The sequence below is a fragment of the Paenibacillus intestini genome (assembly GCF_030803945.1).
In the GTDB taxonomy this organism is placed as follows: domain Bacteria; phylum Bacillota; class Bacilli; order Paenibacillales; family Paenibacillaceae; genus Paenibacillus; species Paenibacillus polysaccharolyticus.
Genome location: NZ_JAURUN010000003.1, coordinates 865,464 through 879,390, shown reverse-complemented (window position 1 = coordinate 879,390; position 13,927 = coordinate 865,464). Strand labels below are relative to the sequence as shown.

The window sequence follows — 13,927 nt, the reverse complement described above, 5'->3', positions numbered from 1 at the left end:
CCTTCCATTACGTAAACAGCCATATCCGCTTGCCGATCACGCACATTTTAGGTCTTGATTTCCACACCTCAAGTAAACATTTAATCAACGCTTCTACACACTGATCTCCACCGCCACCTTCACAATATGGAATAACATAGACGTCATCGCATATCCAGTTGGTTAACTCCATCCAGTCCAGATTGGCATACTCATAACTGCGCGTCCCTTCTTCCTGCATGGAAGTAAACACCCATTTGAACTCATGTTTCCCTTTGGGTACCGGATGTGAAAACGTATAGTACCCACCTTCTTGAGTGAAGGTTTGGATCAAGGTATTGTCGATGAAGAAATCCAGCTGACAATCAAAAGGTTCGGGCACCCATATCCATCTTTCATAAGCTTTAAAGTCGTGCAGTCTAAAGGTAGTCAGATACGGCTTGCCCGTCACTTGACTGATCTTTCCCTGCTGATCCGTTGTGATTTCCACCTTATACTTGCTAAAGGGTTTGGGAGCTAAATCATATAGTTCAAAGCCATGATAACCATCACCATAATACTTTTCATTCAAAAGCACTTTCCCATCTTCTCTGGTGATTTTCACTTGCATGTTGCTGTTATCGCAGCCCCCCATCCAGATCGGTTTGTTATCCCAAACCTCAAAATGAGTTACCTCGGCCCAGGAAAGATCGACTTTGATGATATCCTCAATCCTCATTGAACCGCCCCAGATCATAGCGCCATCTCCCGGGCATCTTCGTTCAAATCGAACGCGTATCTCGTATTTACGCTTTTCATTTGAATTATTTTCCACTTCAATTGCGATAACTTTATCCTCTTCACTTATTCCGTAGTCTTTGGAAGGTAGTAATCTACCGTTTTCAAACATTTCAATGACAATCTTCGAATCAGAACAAACTCTATCTTTATTCTGATACAATCGAATTACATCTAACCATGCATGGCTTCCACCATCAGGTGCTGTTGTTCCAGGCAGCGGAGGGTTCCATAATTCTTGATCCGGGTAAGGCGACTCACCTTCTCGATATAACAGCCCCTGAGCATTTATGCAGTATTTATCCCACCTTTCACTAAAACTCCCCCCCATCAGAGTGAAGCCACCAGCATTAAGTCCTGTTTCTGAAGTGTCTGCTGAAGATTTGTATAATGTGTAATCGATACGATAGCCACGTCCCGGTTCTAGAGTGTATGGATGTGAAAAACTTGTTGGTTGATTATCTTCAGCATAATAATCTTCATATGCAATGCGTTCTCCAGTCATTAAGTCAGTAATCTTCATTTCTACTTTCGTAGAATAATCTAGATTATCATAATCTTTATCTATCAAAAAATTTCCATTCATACCATCAGGATCTTCTGTTTCAATAATCACATTTCCAATTGTCGCATGATAAGGAACCCCCTGTTTATTACCATCATTATCATCTAATATGTCAGTTAGTCCGATGCAAATTGTATATGAGCCTGGTTGGGAAACTTTGAGAATTTTCGATTTGAAGTAAGCAGCAGATTTATTCCAAAAATCCTTTGTATAGGTGTCGTAATGAACTTCGGAGCTATGTAAGCCTCTATTTTTCTCTTCACTATGAATCAATACTCTTTTCGCTGGATTTCCTGTCGGGTAAATGTACACTCGCAACCTAGCACGCGGCTTAATATCCACCAAATAACTCATGAATCTATAATTAACTCTATAATTTTTCTCACAATAAAAATCCATATATATTTTCTTGGTATGTTTACTATCAAATTCTGAATTCTTATCTCCTGGCTCCGTACCTTTAACATTAAGGGAGAGGTAGGTATCAATGTACTCAGGATGATGTATCTCTGGCCCAGCTAGAATACTTGGTGAAACTCTTCTAAGATTGAGTACTTTTTTTCTTTTTAGCGGATATACTGTTAAATGTTCAAAATATTCAATTCTCCCAACAGGTGGTGCTTTAAAATAGCGCGTAATCGTTTTGCCTTCCTCAAGTACTTTAGTACCATGAGTATTACCGTCTTTAAAAATTAAACCATCATTACTCCATCCCCATTGACTCGATTGTGCTGAAATTCCGTCAAATGGAACCTTCCCATAGTCAATTTTATAGGTTTTACTTCCAGCAGGAAAACATCTCTCTCCTACTGGATCCGTTATATTTCCTACCTCACCATCACCTATAGTTCCCCCAGATCCATTTCCTGGTTGATTAACATTTTCTTCAGACGGAGTATATGTCTTACCGTCTCGGTATCTCCAGCGCAAAAGATGATTGCCTGGAGGTAATGGATACATGCAGTTTGTACCATCATTGCCATTAGACTTACTACCTGTCCATATAGTGATCTCATTTACCTGAAGCTCTAATTTCTCTCCAGGATCAAAGTCACCTCCATATTGCCAGAATATGTACCCAGATTGTGTTAAATTAGCTTCTAGTTCACAGATGAATTCCTGATCGTGACCTTTCGCCCACATTACACCATCACCACGTATTAATTCCTTCCAATCCCAGCTTCCTATAAATTTCAATCTTGAATCTATCTCTTCTCTAATATTGAACAACTCATCAAATATCAGTTCATCCCTATTTGCTCCCGTATCGGGATGATAATTAAAGTCCATACGTGGATAAACCCTCATATGCTCATTTATCGTTAATTTAGCTCCAGGATTTAATTCTGCATTATATGTAATTACAGCCCCATCTGTTTCCGTAGAAGCACCTGCATCCGTCACATCCCAACCACGTGTTATATCTACATACGATCCAAGTGGAGATAACTTCCGGTATGTATTCCCCGTATTGTTTGCATAGGTGAACAGATGATCTTGTTGATATTTGAGCGGTTCCTCGCTAAAACGATCTTGGACTTGAAACTCAATGGAATTGTGTCCAATTCCTAAAGGAATTCTTACGAGATTTCCATTATCTTGCATAGAAGAATAGTGAAATAAGACCCCATTAACTTTTACCTGAAAAGCCTCGGTTGATCTTAATAAATGCGAATAACTGAAAATAAACCATCCTTCATAATCCAACGTCACTTCTGTCCGAGCGATCATCATACCTTCTTTTGGATCATCTAAACGTAAAATACCTTCTCGGCAGACCCATCTTGGATTTCCTAACATAGACCATTCATGTTCTTTAATACCTAATCTTTGGCGTAATGGCTCCCAATGATCAATATTACGTGGAGGACAAGTGACTTCAGCTGTGCCTCCTAAATCTACCGTTGTATCCGGCCCAGCAACAATTTCATATACAATTCTGGCCTGATCTGCTTCTGTTTCCGAATAATTACCGTTCAACGCCCACTCAATACCATGCAAGGAGGTAGCATAACTGCCATGGTTTCCCTCTCCGCGTTTGGTAGGTTGAAGCATCTCATCATCAAAAAATAACTGATAATCATGGTCTGGATAAGGTTCCTCATCTACACCCATCTTATATGCAAATGAAATGGCTCCATCACACTCGTTATCAAGATCCATTTTCATGGTTTTCTTCCTTAAATCATCGGTTATAAATTGCCCTTTAAAATGAGCCTGAGCAATACTTGCCGATGACCTCACAACCCAATTATCATCCTTATACACTTGCTCCCCATCCAGATCACGATCCAAAGGAGCCGGCGGCTTGCGGGTATCCACAATTTCAACTACCTCAATATCCTTAATATAAATCCCGTTATTCTGCCATACTTCGGGCCGCATTTTGCGAATTAACCAGTCAAACTTGTACATTTGTCCAGGCTGTAGGGTGAACGCAGCTTCCTGCCAACTTGTATTTTCGCTCCATTCGCCGCCTACCTGTTGTCCGTTAATATAGAACAACATGCCATTGCCACGTTTGGCACTGACCATATATTTGAAGCGGATTTGTCCATACCGTTTTACGCGCCAGTTAAATGTGATTTTGGATGAGTTTCCGATCTGCAACAGACCCAAATTCAGCTTCAAAATCATTTCCGATCCAGACTGTTCATTTCTACCTACAGAGTGAACAGTGACCCATTCCTGATCCTCGGTGGATGAAACATACCTGAAAAAGTCCGGAAATTTGTTCGAAAATGTAACATCCTTTTTCATTGAAAATAGCGGAATTTCGTACACTTTGGCATCAAAATGATTGAAGTATTTACCGCTAAAATGATGATAATATGGCGCTGGACACACGGGTAGAGACACGCCATGATGGCTGCCACCAGGCTCTTGAGCATTTTCGAGTATCTTGTGAATACAGTCTTTAATCATCTGAAGTACACGCTGATACTGCGTTTTGTCGGGTGGATGCTGCTGTTCTACCCACCACTCAATCCGCCGATACATGTTCCATAATGCTTCACGGCATCTGACACTTGCATACCATGATTTATCTTGCAAATATTGCTCAATCATCTGATCAATGCTATTCTCCAGCGCATCCAGTTGAACCGTCTGCCATCGCCCAATCTGCCCGAAGCCCGGGTCACCGAGAATCGGATTCTTTTCATCACCATGTCGTTCCGTCTCACTCCTTGGTGCGTTGGGGCTTTCCGGAAGATGCTGCGGATGGTTAGGATTTTCGTAATCATTCTGGTTCGCAACTCTGGCTCTCATATTGGCAAATAGTACTCCTTGCTGGGACTTTGTAAATAATCCAAATGTATGACCCACAAAAATCACCTCTTACTCCATCTATACGAAAAAAAGAACACTGAGTTAATCAGTGTCCATCAGATCATATTGCAGTTTCGAATCGGTATAGATTTGCATTTTGCCCTCCAGCACCGATACCGAAAGGGTGTACCACTTGTCCTTCTCCCATTTGAAAGGTTGCATCGGCGATCCGACAAGTTCTTGTCTCCCGCCCACCACTTGATAGAGTTGCATGGGTGTTCTCATATCCAGCATATTAGCGGAATCACCACCACTAATCATGAACATCCAATAGTTATGAATATCTTTCATTTTAAAAATGATACCCACGCCTTCGTCCCGCTTCTCGCTACCATCCACCTTGAAGTCGACAGAGAATTTATACTGTTCCCCCAGAAAGTTATTGCGGTACCAGCCATTCATCTCAGGGATAGCAGACTCGCTATAAAATTTCCCAATTTGTTCATCACGTTTCCACTGGCCACCTCCAAACGACAGCCACTCATCCGACTGGACAAGTTCAAGTGCATCCATTTCTTTTGAATATGGATAGTAGACGTTGAACGGATCATGCGGATCATATTCTTCCGGTACACCAAATCCGCCTTCCCAATCCTCGGGGTTCATACCACGATCCAGTAAATTGTCAGAATAATCGAACACAAGTCCTTGTGCCATTGTATCCATCATAGGCAGATAGCCATCAGTAATACGGTCCCGATAGGCTAATACCGAATCGATCTCGATCTCAGATGATCTACCTTCTGTCTTGGCTACATGATAGATCTTCATCAAGTGGGCTGTCCGCTCCGGCAGAAATGCGTACAGCTGTTCCAAATACTCGGCTCTCATCTCAGGCCGCTCCGCAAATATGAATCCTGTAATAACCTGAGCGCATCGTTCCTCAAATGTAGCAAATGTATCCTCCGGATTTTGCATCTCGGACAGACGTGCATTCGCCAGAGAAGCCTCTTCCGTCTGATATTCATGATGAGAATTCCACTCATGATCTCGATCACCCTGAATATTCTCTTGCTGAACCAAAGCAATTCTTTCTTCAAATTCTGCATAGGAGAAATCATCAGCCGTAAGCCCCATGCCACTTAACTTTATGGATGTGGTGGACTCTTCTTGATCAAACTCTGCCTGCGTAATCTCTTTACTAGAGATCATCATATGATATGGAAGTGAAGCTTCTCGGGCATCGTAACCTCCTGTCAATTCTGCTGCAGCTTCAGCGTCTCGATGATTACTCGATCCAGCCCATGTGAAGCTGTCTAGTTCACCATCCATAACGTTCCGCAAGCCTGCAGTTTCATCAAGCAGGAGCATGGAAGAATCCTCTTTTCTGCCCTCAACTTGCTGTCCCACTTCTCCACCCCGATGGATACTTAACGCTTCAGTTACAGCATTCAAAGTAGAGAAACGGAGCGTCTCACGGCTTAGTAATGTTTCCTGCCATTCACCCTTGACCTCTGGTTTAACGCCAAACCGCAATGATTCAATTATAGCTTCATTCAGATTAAGCTTACCCGTTATCTCGCTTTCAATATGTGAGAGACGCTGTCCTTTACTTCCGTACTCTTGTTCTACCGTGTACGCATCTCGTCCCAGCTTATCGCCGCTAACATCAAAGACAAGTTCAGAGTTTCTCTCACTCTTGTACATCAAAAGTAGCTCTTCAAACTTTCCATACTGCGGTTTAATGGAAGTGAATATTTCCTCCAGATTTCCGTACTGTGGCTTGATGGCAAGAAGCTGTTCTTCCAGATTTCCATATTGAGGTTTGGACGCCTGTAGCTCCTCTTCAATCTGTCCATATTTAAGCGGTAGACCTCCTATAGATTCTACAGGCACATCTGCGTATCTTGGTTTATCTCCACCGTTAAGTTCCTCATCAATCAGTCCATACTGATATTTGCTGGCAGTCCATTGGACTTCCAATTGACCTATTTGAGGCTTGTTCGCTGTCCACTGTTCCTCCAGGTTTCCAAGTTTGTACACCTGTCCCTGAACATATTCGTTTACCCAAGAATCTTTCTCTTTTAGTACTAAATTCCAAGACGATTCTTCATGACCACGTTTAATCTGAATCCCAAAAATCTGTTCTAAACGTTCTGAGTACTTCTCTTGAATGGCATAGTCTAAAAACTCCAATTCGCCCAATCGCTTCGAATTTTCTCCAAATACAGAATCATCAGTGAACATGGCTTGTTTTAGGTTACTAAGAGCAGAAAACGACTCTTTCAGGATCTCACCGTCGAGAGTATACGTTTCAGCTACGACGTCCTCTGCGACCCACTCCATCCCGTGCAAATCTCTATAACCTTGACTATATTGATTACCATCATAAAGAGCCTGGCGTAAAAGGGTTGATCCCCATTCGTACCCTTCGCTAGTACGTGCCTGACGAAGCCCGGATGTACTTGAAGTATACAGATGGATCGTATGTGCTCTCCTTGATTGCGAACTATCCCCAGAGAGGATTCCCCCTGTCTCCTGTAGTTCGCGATTCACTGCACTACCTAAGTTGTATATCTCACTGACCTCTGCTTGTTGCATAAAACGCAGACCAGTCGAGTCCTCTTCACTAACGTCGAACTCACGGTAATCCATTGAACCTGCATCATAATGATTAAGAGAACTTCCTGACCAAAGAAGGGTATGTGCTATCTCATACTCTTTCTCACGGTTTAGACCTTCTCTGGATGGACTCTTCGCCTCAATCGATTCGGTTTCAAGTCCACCTCTTTGTTGTACTTGTGAAGCATGAATATCGGAGACGTTATCATTAAAATAAGCAGAGGATGCTTGAACAAAGCCAAGTGCATTGTCCTTGTTAAACACAATAGGTTTTGCATCCCAATCCGCATAGGTAACTTCTATCGTTTCTCCACGATGATCCAATCTGGAACCTACGTGTTGTTCATCCAACACCCCTATTTGCGTGTAATCACTATCCTTCTCCTTGGTGAATTCGGATAAGGTATCCTCTGTTTTCGCTTCACGAACCATTGGGTCTGCAGCAATGAATGCTGTATTGTTCCACGCATTATCTATCAAGGGTGACGCTTCTGGCATATCCGAGTGAATGATTCCCTGGTGCAACTCCAATATGCCCTCAGAACTAAATGTAATAAGTCCATCACTACTCTGTTTACCTGAACTCAGAATGCCTACTTCAATTAAAGCGTCTATTCGATCTCGAATCCCGGCTAGGAGATTTTCATCAAGAAATGCATAATCGTCGTTCTGATACACCGCATCAATCATCAACTCAAGTACAATCGCAGGGCGATCCAACAATTCGGCGGCAAGCAGTGAATCTTCCAAATGACCCGGATACAATTTGTTGCCGATCGTTCCACCATCACTTATAAACTTCTTCAACATTTCATCCATGTAGACCATAGATTTCTGTGTCATCTTTTTTTGTGATGTCCCAAGACTTGCTATATCTAACTCTTTTCGACCTTTATGACCTATATATAATTCATCATTGAGAAAAAGTTGTTTATGATTTCTGCTCTTTAAGACCTCATAAATGGTATCTTCTATCGTTAAAGGCTTCTCTTCACGTTCTGCACGTATATGTTGAGGTACCCATATTTCTGTTTCGGAACTTCGCCCTCCCAGTCTGGAAGATTGAAATTCCATACTTGATTTATGAATCCGTTTAGCTTCTTTTTCTATTTTGGGTAGATATAAAGACCTTGGTCCAACGTTACCCTTGTAATACTTTTCCTCCACCATAGCTTCAAACTTATCAATTCTTCGTCCTTCGGAATACTCCCTTAGCAAATGTGCGGCTTCTTTATCGATCCGTGTACTTTCAGGTTTATCCCTCTCAACGTATGCCACTTCCACATCTTCGCGGTATGCATCGGGCTTTGCTCGAAAAAGGTAGCCTAATTCCGTTGCTTCTCTTGAAGCAACCATTTGCTTATCCGTATCTTCTAACGCTCCAAGCACAACAATGAGACGATGTGCTTTCAGCTGAGTGGTGACATCCTCAATATAAGCAGGATTATGATGTATAATTCTATTACTCTTCGGAAATTCCTGATTGATTTGAACTGGATGATTACTTATAATCCGTCCGGCTTCCGGGAACTCTGTTGGAATGAACAAATATTCACTTTGAAACTCTCTTAATGCGGAAAGTGGGTGATAGCTGTCCGTGATTGGTCTATCTATATCTGTTTGGACCCGTCTATCCATACTTCCCCATGTATAACCTTTATTAATGATGACAGGAACTTCTTGGTCGCTTCTTATTCCGTCCATAATTCCATTGTTTCGGAATGAGGAAACATGATGCTCCATGGCACGATTATATAATTTTGATTTGGTTAGCAACACGTCATGTATTGCATTTCTTTCTGATGACACACTCTGATGAATGAGGCTTGGAAACTGACGCGTCTTCAACTTCCCTTGGATTCCCTGGGACACTACCATTTCGGATACATCACTCTTGCGCCAGCCCCATTGATTGTCATCATTCGTCTGTGCTTCAAACTTGGCTTGGCGTGAAGCCTTCGTATGTGCGTTCAAATGACCGCCGAAATGACTGGTTCGGTCAGAAGAAAAAAGATCATGCAAGTCCATTTCAAACAGGTGATGAACAGAAGCTGAAATTTGCTTATGAAAAATCTCCAACCAACTCTCTCGTACAGTTCGATTAGGAGTAGCGTCGAATTGTTTCAGTTCATTGCTTATTTGTTTTTGCTGAAGACGTGAAAATCCCTCTATTCCAGTTCTTACAATATCTCGATGATGATTTCTGTTACCTGTCAACATCTCTTCATAGAATTGATAGAGTTCACGTTGAGTATATGTTGAATAAGCCGCCAATTGGGACAAAAAGGTATCCTTCAGTCTTTCTTTAACACTCATTAAAGTTCTCTCAATGAAACTATCCCGCTCTATTTCCTTTACTGCCCCGTCAGTCACCATGCGATCTGTAAGCATCCAAATGGTTCGATTAGCCACTTGAAATACTTCATTTTGAGTATGCTTTCCCTGCTCTCTCGCCGATTCCAAGATGCGCTCTACGATGACTTCGACGCTAGTATTTCGCTCCGAATCTTCAATATAATCCAGCATGACATCCTGATCTGACAAACGAAGTGCCCATTGAGAGGGGTGGATTTTGTCCAAGTTTTTCAACAGGTTACGTGTAACAGCAACATTCTTGAATATCTTCAACTCTTTGTTATCATCTATCCGCCATGCGGCATGATCTGTATGTTGAACACCACGCTGTAAATCTTGTTTTCGTCCAGCCAAATTCCGATCAAGTTCATTTTCAAAGAAACCGTTTCTTGTATTTTCTAGGTGACCGTCATGCAATTGCTCTTCAATCTCGGAACTTAATCGTTCCCGCATAGCACGCATACCTTCGCTGATCTCACCATGAAGCGAATCTTCTTTGTCACCGTTAATTACAGAATGCATATTATTCGATTCTTTTGATGATTTATCGGAAAGAACAATAAATTGTTCTTCTCCTTCCAGATCATTCTTGATGGACTTTATCAATTCTTCATTGATAACATGGTCCGCTTCATTTCGAGCCAAATAAAAATCCAGCATTAAAATACTGGCATATCGACTATAAGGGATATAGACGAACTTATAATCCAAAGATCTGCTTCCCGAACTGCCTACCATGAGCAAATAACCTTGAGAAGTCTGGAAAATGTCGCGAATACTAAAAAAATATTCGTTTGTTGTGAGCAACGGCATCACCCCCTCCAAATGAAAAGGGAACTCCTGAGCGGAGTCAGGGTTCCCTCTCCTGAATCTATACGATTCAGATCTATACTTGTTTACTGGAGTAACGTACCTCTTTCAGAATCGCAACACCCATCCGCTGGTTAGCTGATAGATTCATGAAGTTTTGTTGAGTATCTGTATCAAAATAACGATAGACCTCTTGGTGCCAAGGTTTACCTTCCACGTCGATAATCAATTCATCTAGATGAAGAATATTATGTTTCGTTACCGCGATGCAGTTATCAAACTGGCCACGATATCCCTCATACGGGTGAACAACATAAATCGGTGACAGATGATACTTGGATGTCCATTTGGAGGCTTGAAAACCTTGCGGTTCGAGCTCAAGTCCAGTATCGCCAAGTTCAGGATCAACAAAAGCTTTGCCCACCGGAGGTGCTTGTGTAATAAATGATGGATAATGACTCTGGAACTCAATACCTGATTTGGTTTTCAGCATCTGTAACGTGTTGTTACCTGCAGAGGTGTATTGACCGTAGTAGTAAGTTTCGTCTTTGGCGATCTGAGCAATGTCCGGTTCAGCAATAACTGCACCTGCTGTTAACATTACATTCCCATCTACATCATTCAAGTTATATTTGAACGGCTTCAGTGCGCCAACATAGAGGAAGGATTTTTTATAATCCAGGAAGTTAACCGCTGGATCAGCAACGAGCACCATAGCCAAACGATTATTCATTACATTGATGTACATGTAGACCGGTTTTTCTTTATTACGATCCGTTGGCGTGTGACTCTCCAGTGCCCACTGATACAGTACCGGGTGACCTGTTAGTTTGAACGTTGGCAGGGTTTTCACTGGTAACGCAGCCGGTTCTTCTCCTTCCAGTCCTTCAAGTAATTGCACCGTGAGTGTACTGTGCTCTACGTATTTAGGTGTTGGTGTGATGACACGCGGTACGATTGCATGGTTCGTGAATTGTACATAATATTTTTTAGTCAGTGGTTTATCGGTTGTTCCAATGCTCATTGTACCTTGAAGAATCAGTAGACTGATACGATTCTCCGCATCCTTTTCCTCGTAAAATACTTTCCAGGAGTTGCTTTCAGCCGTCTCCCCTGCCGTGGATTCAAATGGATATTTCTCGAAAGAAGTTACCTCTTCTTTCATTTTATTTAAAAGGTCCTGCGAAGTTGTAATCGTTTCTACATATTTAAAATTTGTCATAGTTTTTGAATCCTCCTTATTTAATTTCCTTCAGAATTGCGATCGTAACCTGATCAGGCGCAGGAGACTGCTTGAAAAAATTCATGGGTGACTTGATGCTGAAAAATTTGTACACTTCCGTCCAATTACCTGCAGCAGGGTTTGTACTATCTTTCGGAATCTCGGTATCTACGATCAACTCATCCAGGTTGACCAGATTTTGATCATAAATTGCAACGACTCCATCCATGTAACCCCGGTAACCTTCTGCCTGATGTACTAAATAAACTGGGCTTGCATGATATTTTCCAGTCCACAACGACTTCTGAAAACCATCCTTGTCCAGTACGAGTCTCGATAATTCACTCGGAACCCTTCCAACATCAGGGTAATTGGGAAGTTGAGTAATAAATGCAGGATAGTGCGCTTGATAGAGTACATTACCTCGGGTTCGAAGTAAAGATACTGAATCCATGCCGTTGGAGGTGTACTCCCCATACTGTGCATATTTTTCTGGATTCAAATCTGTTCGAATTTCATTTTTCGTATACCCTGTTAGATCTTGGTTCAAATCACCCATACCCACAGTTAAACCAAAGTTACCGATATGGTCATGGTCATTAAAAGGTACAATTTTACCAAAATAGCCAAAGCTGCGGTAATACCCATGGATATTTGGTGAGGGGTCACCCTCAATAACAACTGCCGCCCGGTCATTATTGATTGAAATATGATAGTTTACGAGATAATCGGGTCTTCTCTTTTTATTTGGTAACCACTTCACCGTTGAGTTACGCCCATAGAAAAAATGTGAAGCCGGACTAATTAATTCTGTAACACCGTCATAGTCTTTCTCCCATGAAATCATTGATGGAGTATACAACTTTGATGCTTCTGGATCATTCCATTGTTCATACACGGCCTCTGCTGCCGTCTGATCAAGTACAATCGGTGTGGAACCTGGTGAAACGGTTGAGGGATTGCAAATTCCTTTGTATGTAAGTGAAGGATCACCCTTGCTTAATTGACCTATAAAACCTACGCCGTGCTGACAATCAAAATAGTTGTAGTCTCCACCACGAAAATTCTGAGGCTGAGTAAACATGATAAAGTAATCTCGAGAGGAGATGCCTACCGGTACATCTGGGGTAGATTTTAAAACTACCTTTGGTGTGGTGTAATTCGTTGGTTCAGCCATATAATAACGTTCAGTGAAGCTATATTTTGATGCTAGGACTGGTTGTTGATCATAATAATTCCAGTTGCCGTTAGTATAGGTTCTATTTCTCTCAACCCTTAACTTATATCCTGACAGAGAAAGTGCATAATCCCAATCTCTAGGCATCTCTGTAATTAACTCAAACTCGTTCCAGTCGGTATTATCCACCTTTACGCCGTTCTTTTTAGTATAAACTTGTTTCAATAGATAGACCTTTACTCCCCAACGAGTGTCTCGATCCGGAATGATTGCAACAAGACTTCCCGGAACCATGACTGACTGGGTTGTGCCTTCGCTATCAACATAATCAAATGTTCGCACTTGAATTTTTTTGCCTGTAGCATTGTTTCCATAACTATTAGTTACCTCACGAAGATAGCCTTCTTCATCAATCAGAGAGGATTGATCTTCCATTTTGGTAAGCTCAGGTAGACTAGAAGCTATCTTCAATACATCATACAACTTCCCATCGGTGTGTTTGTATTTGCCCTGCACACCTGAACGCTTCAACTCTTGGTAAGTCACCCACAAATCCGCTCTGGATTCGTACACTTTCTCCCACTTATTTTCAACAAATGAACCGTCTGCAGCAGGTATCTTCGCACTCGCAATGGCATCCGTCAGATTAAAAATAATATCTTCTGCCTTACTTCCACCTGACACAAATGCACTAAACTTCGTTAATGGAACTGTTTGCGCCATCGTCCACCCTCCTTATTTCAAAAATTTGATGTTGTACCAGACCGTCTTGGCTTCAGGCACCACGCTTACGAAGTCAAACTTGATTGTGGTTCCTGCAGGGATCGGGTATACGATGCCGAAGCTATTCCCCATTGATACCGATTCGGGAAGTTCCTTCGTATAGATCGTATTGCAAATTCTCTCTTTCCCGATCGTCAATTCCCAATAATCGCCCACACAGTATTGACTTGCCGCGAACGCAATGCTAAGGAATTCCGTGTCATACGCCAGTGTGAACGTATCAGACTTGGTGGTCTTTGCCGCCGGAATGTCCAACATCTGTCCCCGAATGAACGGGATTGTTTTTTTGCTGAAGTGTGGGTACGGCAGCTCGCGCACTTTGTCGATGACGCCACCCGCGATATAGGATACATTAAATGCCATGAAA

Annotated in this window: 5 protein-coding genes; all 5 read right to left on the bottom strand. The window is 42.0% G+C overall.

Translation table 11 applies throughout. From position 1 onward, the window contains the following. Nucleotides 1–7: 7 nt before the first annotated feature. A complete protein-coding gene (locus tag J2T16_RS13230; protein ID WP_499018449.1) occupies nt 8–4,648 on the bottom strand; it encodes a hypothetical protein in 4,641 nt (1,546 codons plus the stop codon). Nucleotides 4,649–4,693: 45 nt separating this feature from the next. Next, on the bottom strand, nt 4,694–10,375 hold the full coding sequence (locus tag J2T16_RS13225) for a hypothetical protein (protein WP_499018448.1): 5,682 nt from the start codon (nt 10,373–10,375) through the stop codon (nt 4,694–4,696). Nucleotides 10,376–10,454: 79 nt separating this feature from the next. Further along, nucleotides 10,455–11,600, bottom strand: coding sequence for a hypothetical protein (locus J2T16_RS13220; protein WP_090922361.1), 1,146 nt, complete (start codon nt 11,598–11,600; stop codon nt 10,455–10,457). A gap of 16 nt (nt 11,601–11,616) precedes the next feature. Next, nucleotides 11,617–13,500 carry a hypothetical protein gene (locus J2T16_RS13215; protein WP_499018447.1) on the bottom strand — a complete coding sequence of 628 codons (1,884 nt, stop codon included), beginning with the start codon at nt 13,498–13,500 and terminating at the stop codon, nt 11,617–11,619. A 12-nt stretch (nt 13,501–13,512) separates the two neighbouring features. After that, entirely contained in the window at nt 13,513–13,923 is a 411-nt protein-coding gene (locus tag J2T16_RS13210) for a DUF8551 domain-containing protein (RefSeq protein ID WP_090922364.1), read from the bottom strand. Nucleotides 13,924–13,927: the final 4 nt, after the last annotated feature.